Source organism: Synechococcus sp. PCC 6717 (assembly GCF_022698185.1).
Taxonomy (GTDB): Bacteria; Cyanobacteriota; Cyanobacteriia; order Thermosynechococcales; family Thermosynechococcaceae; genus Thermosynechococcus; species Thermosynechococcus lividus.
On the sequence record NZ_JAKLTV010000001.1, the window covers coordinates 232,549 to 249,837 of the forward strand.

Sequence of the window (17,289 nt, forward strand, 5' to 3'; positions counted from 1 at the left end):
TCCGATCAAGATGTAGCGCTACAGCCCAGTATAGCGTTCAATTCCCTGAGGTCGGTAATTTGCACAACGCTGTTTGGGTGCTCGATCCCGCTATCCGGCAACAGACGGGTAGCGCGACGCAGCCAAATGGGCTGTAATTGTGCAGCTTGGGCACCTAAGACATCATCCTGCCAACTGTCGCCAATGTGCCATGCCTGCTGCGGGGAAATGCCGTAGGGGGCGATCGCCCGCTCAAAGATAGCCGGATCCGGCTTAGCAGCCCCCACCTCACTGGAGATAACAACGGCGCTGAAAAAGGGAGCGAGTCCTAACTGCTTTAGCAGACCGTACAGGCGGCTATCAAAGTTGGAAATGATAACAAGGGGAATGCCCTGCTGATGCCATAATTCCAGAACGGTGGACACCTCAGGGTACAGATGCCATGGCGCCGCAGTGGCGTAGTAGCTAAACACCGGTGCAAAAAAGCCACGGAAATCCTCAAACTGGTCTAGCACACCAGCGCGGGCAAAGGTATCGGCGGCCACGGCTTGCCACCACGCAAACTCAGCCCTTGGACGATCCGCTGCTGCTACGTGCGCAAAGGCACAGGGAGGAGCCGCCTGAAAGGCGCTAAAGAATGCTTGATCGAGGGCAGCGGCACTGACGCTTATGCCCCCCTTGGCAGCAAAGCGGGCATATACGGCACCGACGGATTCCTTTAGGCCAAAGAGAGTGCCGACGGCATCTAGGGCAATTAAGGTGGGGGTAGGTAAGGCGATCACGGCTTAAGCGGGTGCATCGGAGCTGGTGTCAATCCTATCCGTGGGTGCTGGCTCAACACTGGCGCGTCGCTTGCGTTCTTGCTCAACTAGCTCCTGCATTAAGCTACGGGCTTGACTCATTTTTTCTAAGTTACTGCGATAGAGTTCAAGGTCTCTTTTCACTTTTTCGATAGGGAGGCTGATGACGGGAGCCAGTTGGTCTAAGGTGTCGTTGAGGTTGCTGGTGAGGTCTCCGGCCAACTGCTGTAGGAACCCATAGAGGCCGATCGCCAACAAGCGGCTATATTTGCCGTCTTCTTTGAGGGAACTCAGGGGAGCACCCACCTGTTCGCTCTGGAGTTGCTCAATGATCTGCTGTAGGGGCCACCCCTGATACTGTTGCCAACTGGCGGCATCCGCTTGGAGTTGTTGGGAATCTAGCTCCTCGGCGCGGCACAGTGCTTCAAAAATATTGGCGCGATCGCCCTCGGGGCGGTAGCCCTCCATAAATTGCTCGTAGGCTGAAATGACCCCTAGGGCAAACAGCGGGGAATAGCGAAACTCAACATTGACCCGCAGCAGGTGAAGCTCCACCAGTAATTCCTCAATGAATCGGCGATAGATGGAGTGAATGGGGCGAGTGTGCGCTGCGTAAAACGCGCGTTTAGTATCAGAAACCGTTCGGGGAGTTTGCACAAGCTTGGGGTCACAAAAATGTTATGAATCTTTACCATTATCCCTTAGCGGTAGCAGCAGGGTCAACAGCCGCCACAGCTCACGAGGGATGAAAGTAGCGGTGAATTTTTTCGGCTAACCGTGGACCAACCCCATGCACCTGAGCCAATTGTTCTGGGGTGGCCATGCGAATATAGTCAATAGAGCGAAAGGTAGCTAACAACTCTTTTTGCCGTTGATGCCCCAAACCGGGAATCTGATCGAGGTGCGATCGCCGCTGGCGCTGGGCGCGTTTTTGGCGATGAAAGTTTAGGGCAAAGCGGTGCGCCTCATCCCGCACGCGGCGCAGCAGTTGCACCCCCGGCTGCTCGGGGTCTGCGGCAAGGGGGTGGCGGGCTCCGGGGCAAAAAATCTCCTCCCGCTGTTTTGCCAAGCTAATGACCGTTAAATCCTCGAGAATTCCCAGCGGTTCAAGGACGTTAATGACCGCCGCAAGCTGGCCTTTACCACCATCAATGAGAATCACATCCGGCCAATCCTCAGGGTCAGGTGGGGGTGCATCGGTCTGAGTATAGGGGGCAAAGCGGCGTTGCAACACTTCTGCGAGGCTGGCAAAATCGTCGGAGTGGCCAAGGGTGACCTCAGGATGGCGAATGGTGTAGTGACGATAGTGTTGCTTAGCGGGCAAGCCATCGATAAAGACGACCCGCGATGCCACGGCATCCGCTCCTTGAATATGGGAAATGTCATAGCCTTCAATGCGATGGGGCAAGGTCGCTAGATTGAGGAGGGCGGCCACATCGGCAAGAGCCGCTTGGGTGCGATCGCCAGCCTGTTGAATCCGCTGTAGCTCAAGTTGGGCATTGCGCTGCACCATCTCAATCAGTTCGGCTTTGCCTTGGCGCTGGGGAACCGTGAGGGTCACCCGCCGCCCTTTTTTTTGGCTGAGATAGGCCTGCAAGGGGTCTGGCTCCCCTAGGGGATACTGCAACAGAATTTCACTGGGGATCTCCACCGCTTCGACGTGGGCATAGTGCTCTTCTAGCACCCGTTGTAGAATCGCCGCCGGCGAGCCGCTCTGGGCGTCGGCCAAAAAGCCTAAGCGCCCCACCAACCGCCCGCCGCGAATTTGAAACAGTTGAATGGCGGCATGGCGATCGTCGTGGGCTAGGGCAATGGCATCGCGAGACACCGTATCATCTGGCAAGGCAACCTTTTGATCCACCCCCAACGACTCCAGACCGCGAATTTGATCCCGCAGCCGCGCCGCCAGTTCAAAGTTCATGACCTCAGCCGCCCGGTGCATCTGCTCTTGCAGGTGTGCCACCAGTTCGCCGGTGCGGCCTTGAAAAATCATCGCCACCTTGTGGAGGGTTTGCCGATACTCTTGGGGGGAAATGAGTCCTTGGCAGACCCCCGGACACCGTCCCATATCATAGTTGAGACAGGGGCGATCCTTAAACAAGGGACGCGGACGCTGCCGTAGCGGAAACAACCGTTTGACTAAGGCGAGGGTTTGGCGCAGCCGTTGGCTATCGACGTAGGGGCCATAGTAGCGATCGCCGGGGGCACCTACGTGCCGCTTACGGGTAATAAAAATGCGGGGATAGGGGTCTGACCAAGTAATGCAAACGTAGGGATATTTTTTATCGTCCTTGAGCAACACGTTAAAGTGGGGCTGGTGTTGCTTAATTAAATTAGCTTCTAGGGCAAGGGCTTCGGCTTCTGTGTCGGTGACGATATACTCAATATCTGCCACCTGATAGACCATGAGTTCTAAGCGTGACCCAAGCTGCGCCGGTTGACGGAAGTAAGAGCGCACCCGCGATCGCAACCGTTTGGACTTGCCAATGTAAATAATTTGATCGGTGTTGTCCTTGAGCAAATAAACCCCCGGCTCTAGGGGAATCTGCCGCAGTACCTGATCGAGGCGATCGCGATCTTTGATCAACGGATCAAGCATCGCCGCTCCCCTTAGAGATTCTGAGCCGTTGTTCCCAGCCATGCCTCGAGGTGGGCACGCTGCTCTGGCGTTGCTTGGGCACTGCACCGCAGCTGGTAGTGGGGCTGGGGCGGTTCTAGCACAAGGGTGCCCGAGTGCAATCGTTGATCATGACACCACGTTACCTCAACGGCTTGCCCTACCTGACACTCGCGGAGGTAGTCTGACCACTCCTCCCCCTGTACCCGCCAACCATTGAGGGCAATAATTTCGTCTCCGGGCACTAACCCTAAGGCTTCCGCTGGGGAGTGGCGCAGCACAGCTTTGATGTGCAGTGCTCCCCTGTCTTGCTTAAACTGTAAACCGGTGTAGGGGAGGGCGTCTTGTGCCACCAACTCCAACCCCACTTGGCTGAACCAATCCCCTAGGGGCAGGTCATCGGTACCGTCGAGGAACGCCTGCCGCCAGCTCTCTAAGTTTTCATCCGCTACCGTTTCAATGGTCTGCCATAGCTCGTCGGGGGTATAACCGGCTTGGGTGTCACAGAACTGCTGCCACAATCGCCGCAGTACATCCACAAGGGAGCGCTGATGGTTAAAGTTGAGGCGAATGCGCAAATCCAACAGTAAGGCAACAAGTTCTCCCTTAAGGTAGTAAGACATCTGGGAGTTGAGGCTATTTTCGTCGGGGCGATAGAGCTTAATCCACGCATCAAAGCTAGCCGCTGTCAACGACTGCACGTGGCGACCGGGGGTCTGGAGATAGCGGTTAATACTTTGCCCAAGGAGCTTCAGGTAATGACTGGCATCAAACACCCCCGCCCACAGCGGAATCAGCTGATCTAGATAGCTGGTTACCCCTTCGACAAACCAGAGGCTGGTGGTGTAGTTCTCATTGTCGTAGTCAAACTCTGCTAGGGCTTGGGGACGAATGCGCTTCACATTCCACAGGTGTAAAAACTCGTGGGCAACCAAGCAAAGGAAACGACGATACTGATCTGGTTGCTGGAACCCAAAGCGATCAAACAACAATGAGCAACTGTTCGCGTGCTCTAGACCGCCATAGCCTTTGTGGGTTAGGTGCAAAATAAACACGTAGCGATCGTAGGGCAGCCCCCCCAAAAGCGCTGCTTCGGTACTGATGATGCGCTGAAGGTCGGCGATCGCCCGCGTTGGCTCAAAGTTACCCTCTCCCCAGACCGCTAATTCGTGGGGTTTGCCTGCCACCTCAAAATAATAAACAGAGTGCGTCCCCACTTCAAAGGGGCTATCGACAAGCTGATCGTAGTTTGCCGCCCAAACCGTGAAAGGATCCTCTCCCCAAGGATCAAGGGGAGTCGTTAGCCGCCAATGCGGCGGGGCTGTCACCGTTACCGTCAGGGGACGATCTCGATACTCTGGAGCGTAGAGGCACACCGCCGCAGGATTAAAGTAGGCATGGCTGCGATCAACATGATTGGTGCGTACCGATAGCTCGTGGGCATAGATGGCATAGCGCACTTGGATCGCCTCCCCCGGAGAGCATGCCACCTGCCACTGATTTTTGCGGCACTTCCACCATTCCCGCGGCGCACCATCGATAGTGGTAACAGCAAAACTCTCAAGATGGCGGGCGTATTCCCGTACTAGGTAAGAACCGGGGGTCCAAACGGGTAAGTGTAGTGCTAAGACATCACTCTGCGGTGCCGTCAGCCGTAAGGTCACCTGTAAAAGATGAGTATGCCCCTGCTGGCAATCAATGAAATAGGCAACTGCCGGAGGCTGAACCGACCCTCGGGATACGGAGGAGCCAATCGTCGTCTGAGTCATACCCCTAGTTTAAGCGACCTTGAGAAGCCCCACCTATCATTGCTTAGAGTTTGACCTCAATGTCAACACCCGCAGGTAAGTCTAATTTCATCAGAGCATCGATGGTTTTGGGGGAGGGCTGATAAATATCGAGGATGCGCCGATGGGTGCGGGTTTCAAAATGTTCGCGGGAATCTTTGTCAACGTGAGGCGATCGCAGCACACAGTAAACTTTGCGGCGCGTCGGCAGCGGAATCGGGCCGACTGGGGAAGCTCCTGTTCTTTTAGCCGTATCCACAATGCGCTCGCAAGACGTATCGAGTAAACGATGATCAAACGCCTTCAGACGAATGCGAATTTTTTGCTGTTGTAGAGTTGCCATAGAAACGACCGTTATTTTTCAAGGTTCAGTGGACAAGACACAAAAGAGGCCGCTAAACTTCAGAAGCTAACGGCCTTCTTTATCAACTATTTCAGGATTTTCGAGACAACACCGGCGCCGATGGTACGCCCCCCTTCACGGATGGCAAAGCGCATCCCCTGCTCAATGGCAATGGGCTGAATCAGTTCCACGGTCATCTTGATGCGATCACCCGGCATCACCATTTCTGCTTCACTGCCATCATCAGCAGTAAAGGAGGTAATTGTACCGGTCACATCGGTGGTGCGCACATAAAACTGAGGGCGATAGCCAGCGAAGAACGGAGTTTTGCGCCCACCCTCTTTGTCGGTAAGGATATAGACTTCCCCTTCAAACTGGGTATGGGGCGTAATAGAACCGGGCTTGGCCAACACCATTCCCCGCTCCACATCTTCCTTTTTCAGACCCCGCAGCAGCAGACCCGCGTTGTCCCCAGCGATCCCTTCGTCCAAGCTCTTCTTGAACATTTCAATACCGGTCACTGTGGTGGAGCGAGTTTCTCGCAGCCCAACCAGTTCAACGGTTTCATTGATTTTGATCTTACCGCGCTCAATCCGACCCGTTGCCACCGTACCGCGACCCGTAATGGAGAAAACGTCTTCCACAGCCATCAGGAAGGGCTTATCCACATCCCGCTGTGGCGTTGGAATAAATTCATCCACAGCATCCATGAGTTCGTAAATCTTATCGACCCACTCATTTTCGCCCCGGGTGGTTTTCGGATTGGCGGTCATTGCTTCAAGCGCCTTCAACCCCGAACCACGAATAATCGGAATATCATCCCCAGGGAATTCGTACTCACTCAGGAGTTCCCGCAATTCCAATTCCACCAGTTCCAACAGCTCTTCGTCATCCACCATATCCACCTTGTTCAGGAAGACAACGATGCTGGGAACCCCCACCTGCCGTGCCAGCAGAATATGCTCCTTGGTCTGAGGCATAGCCCCATCGGTTGCTGCCACCACCAGAATGGCACCATCCATCTGCGCCGCACCCGTGATCATGTTTTTCACGTAGTCGGCATGACCAGGACAGTCCACGTGGGCATAGTGGCGTTTCTCGGTTTCATACTCAACGTGAGCGGTGTTGATGGTAATCCCGCGAGCTTTCTCTTCCGGAGCCGCATCAATTTCATCGTATTTGCGGGCAGCAGCCTGACCCAGTGCTGCCAAGGTCATCGTAATCGCTGCTGTTAGCGTGGTTTTACCATGGTCAACGTGACCAATGGTACCGATGTTAACGTGGGGTTTTGTGCGTTCAAATTTAGCGCGTGCCATGTTGTTCCTCGTATAGACTATGCGTTCCCTTTATTTTTGGCAATGATCGCCTCAGCCACATTACGGGGGACTTCCTCGTAATGGCTGAATTCCATCGAGAAAATTCCCCGACCTTGGGTATTCGAGCGGATATCAGTGGCATAACCAAACATCCGTTCGAGAGGGACTTTGGCGGTCACCTTGGCAATGCCACCGTCCACCGTTTGCCCCTCAATTTGACCACGACGGGAGATCAAATCCCCCATCACTGTCCCAAGGAATTCTTCTGGAACCTCGACCTCGACCTTCATCATAGGCTCCAACAGAACCGGATTTGCTTTCATCACCGCTTCTTTAATGGCCATGGAACCAGCGATTTTGAAGGCCATTTCCGACGAGTCAACGTCGTGATAGGAACCATCGACTAAGGTGACTTTGAGGTCAATGACGGGATACCCCGCAAGGATGCCAGATTCACAGGCCTCTCTCATCCCTTGTTCCGCCGGTGCGATGTACTCTTTGGGAACTACACCACCAACAATTTTCGAGACGAACTCAAAGCCTGTGCCAGGCTCCGCTGGTTCAACTTCAATCACCACATGGCCGTACTGACCTTTACCGCCACTTTGACGAATGAACTTGCCTTCACTGCGAGTTGGCTTGCGGATGGTTTCCCGATAGGCAACCTGAGGCTGACCGATGTTTGCCTCCACTTTGAACTCCCGCTGCATCCGATCCACAAGGATTTCAAGGTGCAACTCACCCATCCCCGCAATCACAGTTTGGTTGGTTTCGGGATCCACACTCACGCGGAACGTGGGATCTTCTTCCGCAAGGGACTGCAAGGCTTTGGAGAGTTTTTCCATGTCCTGCTTGGTTTTCGGCTCTACAGCGACAGAAATGACGGGTTCTGGCACATATAGAGATTCTAGGATCACAGGGGCGCTTTCGTCACAGAGGGTGTCACCGGTGAAGGTATCTTTTAAGCCCAAGGCCGCACCGAGATCCCCTGCGCGCAGCTCATCAACTTCAATGCGCTCATCGGCTTTTAAGATAATCAAGCGAGAGATGCGCTCTTTCTTGCCTTTGGTGGCGTTGAGAACGTAGCTCCCTTTTTTGAGCACCCCCGAATAGACCCGCACAAAGGTCAGGCGACCGTAGGGATCCGCCATGATCTTAAAGGCCAAGGCCGCAAGGGGCTGATCATCATCCGCTGCTCGCTCTACTTCGGTACCATCGGGCAAGTGGCCTTTGATGGCGGGGACATCGATGGGAGCAGGCAAATAATCCACTACCGCATCTAGTAACAGTTGCACGCCTTTATTCTTGAAGGCGGAGCCACAGAGCATCGGTACAATAGCACCACTAATGGTGCCTTTGCGCAAAGCAGTGCGAATTTCCTCTTCTGTGAGGTCTTCCCCTTCGAGGTATTTTTCCATCAACACATCGTCGGTTTCGGCCACGGCTTCGACTAGCTTGGTACGAAATTCTTCGACCTGCTCTGCCATGTCCTCAGGAATGTCGGTATCTTCAATTTCTTTGCCCAAGTCATCTTTGTATATCTTGGCGCGCATCCGCACGAGGTCAACAATCCCCAAAAACTGATCTTCAGCGCCAATGGGCAGTTGAATGGGAACGGCGTTTGCCCGCAGACGATCAACGATTTGGCTATAAACTTTGTAAAAGTTTGCGCCAGTGCGATCCATCTTGTTGACAAAAACAATCCGCGGCACGTTGTAGCGATCGGCTTGCCGCCACACGGTTTCTGACTGAGGTTGCACCCCGCCCACAGAGCAAAAGACGGCAATCACCCCATCGAGCACCCGCATGGAGCGCTCTACTTCAATGGTGAAGTCCACGTGACCAGGGGTGTCAATAATATTGATCTGGTGATCTTTCCAAGAGGTACTGATGGCTGCTGCGGTAATGGTGATTCCCCGCTCCCGCTCTTGTTCCATCCAGTCGGTCACGGTGTTTCCCTCGTGCACTTCGCCAATTTTGTGCACCACACCGGAATAGTATAGAATCCGCTCGGTTGTGGTTGTTTTACCCGCATCAATGTGAGCGGCAATCCCAATGTTTCGCACTCGCTCCAGCGGGGTCGTCCGTGCCACAGCTACCTCCTTATTTGTTGCATTGCGTTAGAATTCTTAACTAATTGTATCCAACTCTTTGACGGGTTGTTGCATTTTGCGGCGTTTAATAGCGATAGTGGGCAAACGCTTTATTCGCTTCGGCCATTTTGTGGGTTTCTTCCCGTTTACGGATGGTGCTACCGGTTTCATTCGCTGCATCCATCAGTTCGTTGGCTAATTTGGCAGCCATGGAACGACCTGCTCGCTTGCGGGAAAACTGCACTAACCAGCGCAATGCTAGGGCAATGCCGCGATCGGGGCGTACTTCCATAGGAACTTGATAGGTAGCGCCGCCAACCCGCCGGGCTTTGACTTCTACAAGGGGGGTGGCATTTTTGATGGCGCGCTCAAAAAGTTGCAGGGCATCTTCTCCGGTTCGCTCTTCTACTGTTTTCATCGCGCTATAGACGATACGGCTGGCTAGGGATTTTTTGCCGTTCAGCATGATCCGCTGGATCAGCATGTTCACCAAAATGTTGTTGTACACCGGATCGGGGGAGGTGGGGCGTTTTTGAGCGCGAGTGCGACGAGACATAGGAGTTTTGCGTTTGCTCTAGTGGATGATGAATGGGGTCAATCTAGGCTGGACTGAGTTAAAACTAGGAGGATAGAACTATTTTTTCTTGCCGGTGGCAGTGGCTTCACCGGGTTTTGGGCGCTTGGCACCGTATTTGGAGCGACCTTGCTTGCGATCTTTGACCCCAGCAGTGTCGAGGGTACCGCGAATAATATGGTAGCGAACACCGGGCAGGTCTTTGACCCGGCCACCACGAATCATGACAACGGAGTGCTCTTGTAGGTTATGGCCAATACCGGGGATATAGGCGGTAACTTCAAAGCCAGAAGTAAGGCGTACCCGTGCGACTTTGCGCAGTGCCGAGTTGGGCTTTTTGGGCGTGGTGGTGTAGACCCGGGTACAGACACCGCGCCGCTGCGGACAGCTTTTGAGGGCTGGTGATTTTGTTTTCTTTTTCAACAGTTCCCGCTCTTGGCGGATAAGTTGCTGGATGGTGGGCATTGCTGCTTACGTTAATTTCACCGAACTTCTAGTGTATCGAGGTTAAAGTGACGTTGTCAATGCCACGTTCACTGAGGGGGCGGAACGTCCTATCTGCCTATGGGGCGGGGTAGGTGATGGAGGACTGGCTCACATCGGGTAGGGCTGGAAGCCCCGTACTTCAGTGCGGGGAGGAAAGCTCCTTTAGCAACTTCAGTTGTTTTAGGTTATAATTGTACTGCGGACACCAGAAACGGTTGTTCAAGGCACTGGTAACGGTCGATTGGGGGTGTTGTAAACCACCCCAGAGGCTCGCGGTTGGCTTGCTAACTGCAGGGCTACTAAAAGCTCCCTGCTTTAGCTGGGAGTAGTTTACATTGTGGGGTGGTGCTGTTCGCTGTAGTGGCTCAGCAGGCTGAGGGTGGCGATCGCCGCGGTTACGGCTCGCAGAGKGCGCCGTCCTAAGGAAAAWTCTTGCCAACCAGCACTGAGGACTAAATCCAGTTCTGGGGTTGTCCAACCGCCTTCAGGCCCGATCGCCACGGCAATTGAGGCGTTAAAGTTCATCCCTGCTAGGTAGTCGGCGAATAGGGTGGTAGCGCGCAGGCTGCCAATATAGCCCTGGGGGGCAACCTCAACCATGGCTGGCACCGTTAACGGATCGGTAATTGTGGGTACGTAGAGGCGCTCGGATTGTTCGGCAGCTTCTTGGAGGATGCGCCGCCAGCGTTGATATTTATTGGCACTGGGCTGGAGGAGCGATCGCGCTGTGCGGATGGGGATAATTTGCCGAACCCCTAGCTCGGTGGCGTGTTGGAGCACCTGTTCAAAGGTTGCCGTTTTCAATAGGGCTAGGCAGAGGATGATCTCGGTGGCTAGTTCACTGTGGCCGCAGTGGGCGTCTAGTAACTGCACCGTGGTACGATCGCCCCCCAATTGCGCCTGCCAGCGGTGACCGTGGCCATCCAGAATCCACAGGGGATCAGTGGGTTTTAGGCGCAGCACATGGTGGAGGTAGTGGGCTTGGGCAGGGGTTAGGGTAACAACCTGCTCCTGAATTTGGCTTGGGTCAACCACCAAGCGTTGGGGCGATCGCATGGGAGGCTAAGGAGTGGCGTAGCTAGTTAACCACTCTACTAAGGTGCGCACAGGATAGCCAGTGCCACAGGGGTTATTGTAGCCATCTTCTTTTTCAGTCCAAACTGGCCCAGCAATATCCAAGTGTGCCCAAGGGGTGTTGTTGACAAATTGCTGTAAAAACAGAGCGGCTGTAATGGAGCCAGCGGCGCGTGGGCCTGTGTTTTTCATGTCGGCCACTTGGGATTTCATCCCTTCAAAATACTTGCTTTCTAAGGGCATTTGCCACAGCTTTTCGCCGCTGCGATCGCTGGCCTGTTGCAGGGCTTTGGCTAAGTCAGCATCGTTACTCCAGAGTCCGGCAATCGTGTCTCCAAGGGCAACAATGCAAGCCCCCGTCAAGGTCGCCAAATCCACAATGGCATCCACTCCTAGCTTTTCGGCATACACTAGGGCATCGGCAAGGGTGAGGCGGCCTTCAGCGTCGGTATTATTCACTTCAATGGTCTTGCCGTTAGATGCCGTCAGAATATCCCCCGGATGCATCGCCCGGCCACTAATCATGTTTTCGGTGGCAGCAACAATAAAGTGAACCTCAATACCTGCAGGTTTCAATTGGCCAATGACTTGCGCTGCCCCCAGCACTGCGGCGGCTCCCCCCATGTCCATCTTCATGGTTTCAATGCCGCCTTGGGTTTTGAGGTTGAGGCCACCGGAATCAAAGGTTAGCCCTTTACCGATGAGGGCAATTTTTTTCTGAATCGGCTCGGCACCAGTGTAGGTGAGGTGGATGAACTTGGGTGGCATCTCTGAGGCTTGGGCAACCCCTAAAAAAGCACCCATCCCCAAGGCAGCACAGTCGTCCCGCTCGAGAATTTTGGCGGTGAGGCCATGGCGATCGGCAATGGTTTGAGCTGTTTCCGCCAAAGTGACTGGGGTAACCTCGTTGGCTGGGGCATTCACGAGTTCCCGCGCCAGAATGACGCCATCGCAGATCTGTTGGGCACGGGCGAGGGCTGCACTTTGATCTCCTAACCCTAGGAAACTCACACTCTCTGGATAGGGAAGGAGTTTGCGCGCTTCTGGATCGGACTTAAAGCGCAGATCACTGTGCAGGGCTAGGAGCACTCCCTCGGCCAAGGCCTGGCTTATTTCCCCAGAATCCATGTTCTCTAGGGGGGCGCTGATGGCTAGGGTTTTTGCCCGTTCGCGACGGGCGGTTCGGGCAATGGTGGCGGCGGTACGGCGCAGGGTATCCAGCGTAAATTCATCGCGACTGCCCAACCCAATCAGAAACAGCTTTTTAATGGGAATGTTTGGTAGCAACCGGATGAGCAACGATGTACCGGCTTTGCCCTCAAACTCACCGTCGTTAATCATCTCCTGCAGCAGACCATTGAGGCGTTGGTCAAGCTGGATGTAGGGATCGGTGAGGGTCAGGGTGCCTTCGCTTTGAAAAAGGGCGATCGCCAACAAATCACCAGACCAGTCGGAAATAGGTGTAGAAACCGTTTGCAGTTGCATTACTTTTCTGGGGCTTTTACGTTGAATGGCTCAATTTATCTTGCCTCACGGCATACCCTGCCGTCTAGAGCGGGGGGATGGCTCCCGCTAGCGATGAATCGGCACGCTCTTGGGGTTTAACTGCAATCCAGTACTTGCTCATGAAGTGGTGCTGCACCCCCTGCACCACCAAACCAGCCTTTTCTAGACGATGGTTGAGATCATCTTCAATATAGTTGCGGTAAAAGGGTTCATGGAATAGGTTGGCAAAGTTCTCCATCATAGGCCGCTGCGCTGGTGAATCAATGGCCTGAATTGAATCGCAGATGACAAATATGCCGCCGGGCTGAAGCACCCGTGCGCATTCGTCAATCACCTGTTGTCGCACAGGAGCTGGCAGTTCATGGAAGAGGAACACGCAGGTAATGGCATTGAAGTAGTTGTCAATGTAGGGCAATGCCTCGGCGCTACCTTGAATGAGTTGAGGGAGGTCTCCGACTTGCTCGGCCAGTAAGCTGTTGGCTTTGCGCAGATAGGTGGGGGACAAATCAATGCCAAACAGGGCTGCCTCTGGAAATCCGTAGCGCAATTGTTTGAGGGTGCGTCCTGTGCCGCAGGCAACATCTAGAACCCGCACTGGTGGGGTGGGGGGAAGGATCTGCAGGTGCCGAGCAATGGGGGCAATAACCCGCCGCCGCATCGCGTCCGCTGTGCCGCCAAAGAGGATTTCGACCTGTAGATCGTACAGATTGGCCGAGGTTTCGCTGAGGTAGCCATCGGTTTGGTAGTGGAAGTTTTGGCGGTAGTACTGCGGATAGGCATCTAGGGAAATCGTGTCTGCAAAATCCTGAAACCGCCGCGATCGCGCCCGCTGCCACATTTGGGGTAAATCCAGCCACAGAACCGGATAAAACTGCCAAAATTCCTGCCAAAGCCCATCAAATAAAAGGCTTGCCGGATAAAATCCAGCGGCAGCATCCTGCCAGTCACTATTGAGCAGGGCTTCGTAGCGCTCCTTTAACCAAGTCTGCAATTCGGGGCTGAGGGGCTGTGTGCGCTCTTCTGTGGGAAAAAGGCTGTTAAACAGGCGTGCACTCAGGGTTTTGTGGGCGATCGCTAGGATATTCTTTCCCCACTGGACAGCTTGGTAGCTCGACCGCAAGGCTTCGTTGATCAGCGGCAGATCAGAGGCAAAGGGCGCAACGTGCATGACACTTCACTAAACTTCATAATTCTTGCTGTTTCTTACTATACCGCTTATTTTTCAAGCGACTCCTTGGCCACCCATGCAGCGGATAGTGCTTCAGCTAACGTTACCCATCACTTGACACAGAACAGAGGAATAGCTTGGTAGCCCCGTACTTTAGTACGGGGAGGAAAAGCTACCTAGCAACTTTAGTTGCTCACCAATGATGTGGATCATTGATATAGTTCTGGATTACCTCAGCGCTAGCATTTCCCGCAGTGCAGAAGAAATAACTCCTACTCCAAAGGCTAGGAAGTTTTCGCAGGCTAGGAAATTCCTGTCGCAAGTATCTGGATGCCCTACCCTTAAATGCTTTTACTACTAAGTGAATCGGGTCAGTAGGCTTGATTTCAAGAAAGAGGTGAACATGGTCTGGGGCTATCTCAAGCGCCCTAATATGCCAACCTTTTTCGCTGGATAACGCCTGCCATAGCTCAAACAGTCTATCCCTTATTTCTCCCACCAGAACTTTTTTCCTTCTCTTAGGACAAAAGACTAGATGGACAATCGCTAACCCCACCCCATGATTGTAATGATTATATTTTTGGCTTTCCTTGCTCATTGTCGTTATGTTATGATTGTAGTTATCATACCACCTATCAACAAATATGGAATATGGATGTCAGCAGGTTCTCATCAACGACAAAGAGCTAATGCCTATTCTAGAGTACCTATGTCAGCAGTCTAACAAGGTGTATAACTGCGCTCTGTACTATGCAAGACAGGTCTATTTCAAAACAAAACGACTTGTAAGTTACTCTAACCTTTGTGCAGAGATGACAAGAAGCAAAAACAAACACTTTATGGCAATGTATGTTTCTTCTGCACAACAGACCTGTAAATCAGTAGCAGAAGCACTAAGTACTTTTAAGGCAAATCTCCGACTAGGAGCAAAACCAAGACTGCCAGCTTACCGTAAGACTGGATTGTTTACTGTAGCCTATCCTAAAAAGTGGCTAAAAATTCACGAGGGGCAGGTTAGAGTACCTCTTGGACTCCAAGTCAAGGCGTGGTTTGGAATAGATACGTTGTGGGTGCAGTTTCCCACCAATTTGCAGTGGGAGGGCATTAAAGAATTGCGCATCCTACCTCGTAATGGAGCATTTTACTTGGAGTGGGCATATGTCAAGCCTCCTGAACCTAAACCCCTTGACCCAGCAAAGGCTCTAGCAATTGATCATGGAGTCAATAACTGGCTTACTTGTGTTACCAATCTAGGACATAGCTTTATCATTGATGGGCGCAAGGTCAAGTCTTTCAATCAGTGGTACAACAAGCAAGTGGCTAGGCTCAAAACTGGTAAACCGCAAGGGTTTTGGTCTCGGCAATTAGATTCTATCACTGAGAAAAGAAATCGCAGGATGCGAGATGCTATCAACAAAGCCGCCCGTCTGGTAATCAATTACTGCCTAGACCACTCTATCGGCAAAGTTATCTTTGGCTGGAATAAGGAACAGAAACAGGAATCTAATCTAGGCAGAGTCAACAACCAAAACTTTGTGTCTATTCCCACAGGTCGGTTGAAGGGGCGTATAGCAGAACTATGTCAACACTATGGGATCGAGTTTATTGAGGTTGATGAAGCGTATAGTTCCAGAGCTAGTTTCTTGGATGGGGATGAGCTACCTAATTATGGTGAAAGACCCGACGGGTGGCAGGAATCTGGGAAACGAGTGAAGCGGGGCTTGTACCGAACAGCTAAAGGATGGCTGGTCAATGCGGACGCTAATGCCTCAGCTAACCTACTCAGAAAAGTAAGCAGAACTTTGGGGCTTTGCCTCAAGGAACTGTGTAGGGGCGGTTTGCTCACGCCTTTACGAGTTCGTTTGTGGACTACGTAAGAATCCCCCGACTTTAGTCGGTGGGAGTGTCAAGGTATCTGGAATCCGCCGCTGCGCAGTGATGATGTTCGTGAAATTGCCTGTAATCAGGGCATGATGGTTTAGAATCGCTCGCAATAGGGGGAAACCCCCCGTAAATTTGAGGACATGCATCGATGAAGCTACGGGAACTTCTTAATGCTGCCCAGATTGCTACGACAATTGAGCATCCTGCGCTGGAGCAAGAGGTGCAGCACCTCAGCACTAACTCTTGGGACTGCCAAGATGGAACGTTATTCATTGGTATGCCCGGTACCCGCGTTGATGGCGGCAATTTTTGGCCTAGTGCCTTAGCGGCAGGGGCGATCGCTGCGGTGGTGTCTCCCCAAGCAAAGGCCAATGACGGCAGTGCCTGTGTCATTGTGGTGGAGAATGTTGAGCGTGCCTGTGGTGCCTTGGCTGCGGCATTTTACAACACGCCTGCCCAACGTCTGAGCCTGCTGGGGGTAACGGGCACCAATGGTAAAACCACCACAACCCATTTGATTGAACATCTGTTGAGCACGGTGGGGTATCCCACGGCACTCTTGGGTACCCTCTACAGTCGCTGGCCAGGGCATTATGAAGTGGCCAGCCACACCACCCCCTTTGCGGTGACGCTGCAAGAGCAGTTGGCGGCGGCAGTAGCAGCGGGGTGTCGTTTTGGGGTGATGGAGGTAAGCTCCCATGCGCTGGCGCAGGATCGGGTCTGGGGGTGTCAGTTTGAGGCGGCGGTGTTTACGAATTTGACCCAAGATCATCTGGACTATCACCGCGATTTAGAGGATTATTTTGCGGCCAAGGCCAAGCTATTTACGCCAGAGTACCTGAAGGGGAAAGCCATCATTAATCGAGATGATCCCTTTGGGCAGCGGCTGGCGCAGCAATTAGCTCCAGAGCAGGTCTGGACCTATGGCCTTGGGGAGGGTGCTGACTTTACCGCCGTGGATCTCACCTATCGGGTGAATGGTGTCACCGGAACGCTGCACACCCCCATCGGCACGGGAACGCTAAACTCGCCGTTAGTAGGGCAGTTTAATGTGGCCAATGTCCTAGGGGCGATCGCCATGGGGGCAGCGGTGGGGCTGCCCTTAGAGTCAATGCTAAAGGCGCTGCAAGATTTTGGCGGTGTACCCGGTCGCATGGAGCAGGTGCGTATTGCCCCTGACCAAGATATTACGGTGTTGGTGGACTATGCCCATACGCCGGATAGCCTCGATAACTTATTGCGGGCAGCGCGTCCTTTTATTCCCGGTCGCCTTATTTGTGTGTTTGGCTGTGGGGGCGATCGCGATCGCACCAAACGGCCACAAATGGGCGCGATTGCTGCTCGCTTAGCGGATCAGGTGGTGGTGACCTCCGACAACCCGCGTACCGAAGACCCACACCGGATTTTGGATGATATTATCGCGGGAATTCCGCCCCAAACCCCGATGATAGTTGAAGCCGATCGCCGTACCGCTATCATCTCTGCTATTCTGGACGCCAAGCCGGGGGATGGGGTGGTGATTGCCGGTAAAGGTCACGAAGACTATCAAATTTTAGGGACGGAAAAAGTGCACTTTGACGATCGCGAAGAAGCGCGAGCAGCACTGAAACAGCGACGGGAGCGCGGCTAACATGCCACAATGAGGGATTGTTGTGGCTCAGT

The 17,289-nt window shown here is 53.4% G+C and carries 15 protein-coding genes; 2 read left to right on the forward strand and 13 right to left on the reverse strand.

Annotation, left to right across the window (positions count from 1 at the left end; translation table 11 throughout):
* Window positions 1–5: 5 nt before the first annotated feature.
* The 13 genes from L5470_RS01125 to tnpA form a co-directional block, all read right to left on the reverse strand.
* A complete protein-coding gene (locus L5470_RS01125; protein WP_499497623.1) occupies window positions 6–761 on the reverse strand; it encodes an HAD-IA family hydrolase in 756 nt (251 codons plus the stop codon).
* A gap of 3 nt (window positions 762–764) precedes the next feature.
* On the reverse strand, window positions 765–1,436 hold the full coding sequence (gene psb29 / locus L5470_RS01130) for a photosystem II biogenesis protein Psp29 (protein ID WP_499497625.1): 672 nt from the start codon (window positions 1,434–1,436) through the stop codon (window positions 765–767).
* 79 nt (window positions 1,437–1,515) lie between these two features.
* Window positions 1,516–3,378, reverse strand: a complete 1,863-nt coding sequence (uvrC, locus tag L5470_RS01135; RefSeq protein ID WP_499497627.1) for an excinuclease ABC subunit UvrC — start codon at window positions 3,376–3,378, stop codon at window positions 1,516–1,518.
* An 11-nt stretch (window positions 3,379–3,389) separates the two neighbouring features.
* Complete coding sequence (locus L5470_RS01140) at window positions 3,390–5,165, reverse strand: M61 family metallopeptidase (protein WP_099798385.1); 1,776 nt, start codon at window positions 5,163–5,165, stop codon at window positions 3,390–3,392.
* Window positions 5,166–5,208: 43 nt separating this feature from the next.
* Complete coding sequence (rpsJ, locus tag L5470_RS01145) at window positions 5,209–5,526, reverse strand: 30S ribosomal protein S10 (RefSeq protein ID WP_099798386.1); 318 nt, start codon at window positions 5,524–5,526, stop codon at window positions 5,209–5,211.
* An 86-nt stretch (window positions 5,527–5,612) separates the two neighbouring features.
* Window positions 5,613–6,842, reverse strand: a complete 1,230-nt coding sequence (tuf, locus tag L5470_RS01150) for an elongation factor Tu (RefSeq protein ID WP_099798387.1) — start codon at window positions 6,840–6,842, stop codon at window positions 5,613–5,615.
* A 17-nt stretch (window positions 6,843–6,859) separates the two neighbouring features.
* Entirely contained in the window at window positions 6,860–8,935 is a 2,076-nt protein-coding gene (gene fusA / locus L5470_RS01155; protein WP_499497630.1) for an elongation factor G, read from the reverse strand.
* 85 nt (window positions 8,936–9,020) lie between these two features.
* Complete coding sequence (gene rpsG, locus L5470_RS01160) at window positions 9,021–9,491, reverse strand: 30S ribosomal protein S7 (RefSeq protein WP_099798389.1); 471 nt, start codon at window positions 9,489–9,491, stop codon at window positions 9,021–9,023.
* A gap of 78 nt (window positions 9,492–9,569) precedes the next feature.
* Window positions 9,570–9,974 (reverse strand): 30S ribosomal protein S12, encoded by a 405-nt coding sequence (rpsL, locus tag L5470_RS01165; RefSeq protein ID WP_099798390.1) that lies wholly within the window; start codon window positions 9,972–9,974, stop codon window positions 9,570–9,572.
* A gap of 351 nt (window positions 9,975–10,325) precedes the next feature.
* Window positions 10,326–11,051, reverse strand: coding sequence for an RsmE family RNA methyltransferase (locus L5470_RS01170; RefSeq protein WP_499497633.1), 726 nt, complete (start codon window positions 11,049–11,051; stop codon window positions 10,326–10,328).
* A 6-nt stretch (window positions 11,052–11,057) separates the two neighbouring features.
* Window positions 11,058–12,554, reverse strand: coding sequence for a leucyl aminopeptidase (locus tag L5470_RS01175; protein ID WP_499497635.1), 1,497 nt, complete (start codon window positions 12,552–12,554; stop codon window positions 11,058–11,060).
* Window positions 12,555–12,618: 64 nt separating this feature from the next.
* The gene (locus L5470_RS01180) at window positions 12,619–13,743 is read right to left on the reverse strand and encodes a class I SAM-dependent methyltransferase (RefSeq protein WP_499497636.1); all 1,125 of its coding nucleotides are present in this window, start codon (window positions 13,741–13,743) and stop codon (window positions 12,619–12,621) included.
* Between the two features lie 193 nt (window positions 13,744–13,936).
* Complete coding sequence (gene tnpA, locus L5470_RS01185; RefSeq protein WP_499497638.1) at window positions 13,937–14,341, reverse strand: IS200/IS605 family transposase; 405 nt, start codon at window positions 14,339–14,341, stop codon at window positions 13,937–13,939.
* Between the two features lie 46 nt (window positions 14,342–14,387).
* Between tnpA and L5470_RS01190 the strand changes: the two genes are divergently transcribed.
* Together L5470_RS01190 and L5470_RS01195 are read left to right on the forward strand one after the other, a co-directional pair.
* Window positions 14,388–15,620: an RNA-guided endonuclease InsQ/TnpB family protein gene (locus tag L5470_RS01190; RefSeq protein ID WP_499497640.1), complete on the forward strand. Its 1,233-nt coding sequence runs from the start codon at window positions 14,388–14,390 to the stop codon at window positions 15,618–15,620.
* Between the two features lie 155 nt (window positions 15,621–15,775).
* Entirely contained in the window at window positions 15,776–17,257 is a 1,482-nt protein-coding gene (locus tag L5470_RS01195) for a UDP-N-acetylmuramoyl-L-alanyl-D-glutamate--2,6-diaminopimelate ligase (RefSeq protein WP_099798394.1), read from the forward strand.
* Window positions 17,258–17,289: the final 32 nt, after the last annotated feature.

Coding starts and splice junctions, on each gene's coding strand:
- uvrC (WP_499497627.1), bottom strand. CDS start 3,378: ATGCTTGATCCGTTGATCAAAGATCGCGATCGCCTCGATCAGGTACTG.
- L5470_RS01140 (WP_099798385.1), bottom strand. CDS start 5,165: ATGACTCAGACGACGATTGGCTCCTCCGTATCCCGAGGGTCGGTTCAG.
- rpsJ (WP_099798386.1), bottom strand. CDS start 5,526: ATGGCAACTCTACAACAGCAAAAAATTCGCATTCGTCTGAAGGCGTTT.
- tuf (WP_099798387.1), bottom strand. CDS start 6,842: ATGGCACGCGCTAAATTTGAACGCACAAAACCCCACGTTAACATCGGT.
- rpsG (WP_099798389.1), bottom strand. CDS start 9,491: ATGTCTCGTCGCACTCGCGCTCAAAAACGCCCCACCTCCCCCGATCCG.
- rpsL (WP_099798390.1), bottom strand. CDS start 9,974: ATGCCCACCATCCAGCAACTTATCCGCCAAGAGCGGGAACTGTTGAAA.
- L5470_RS01175 (WP_499497635.1), bottom strand. CDS start 12,554: ATGCAACTGCAAACGGTTTCTACACCTATTTCCGACTGGTCTGGTGAT.
- L5470_RS01180 (WP_499497636.1), bottom strand. CDS start 13,743: ATGCACGTTGCGCCCTTTGCCTCTGATCTGCCGCTGATCAACGAAGCC.
- tnpA (WP_499497638.1), bottom strand. CDS start 14,341: ATGAGCAAGGAAAGCCAAAAATATAATCATTACAATCATGGGGTGGGG.
- L5470_RS01190 (WP_499497640.1), top strand. CDS start 14,388: ATGGAATATGGATGTCAGCAGGTTCTCATCAACGACAAAGAGCTAATG.
- L5470_RS01195 (WP_099798394.1), top strand. CDS start 15,776: ATGAAGCTACGGGAACTTCTTAATGCTGCCCAGATTGCTACGACAATT.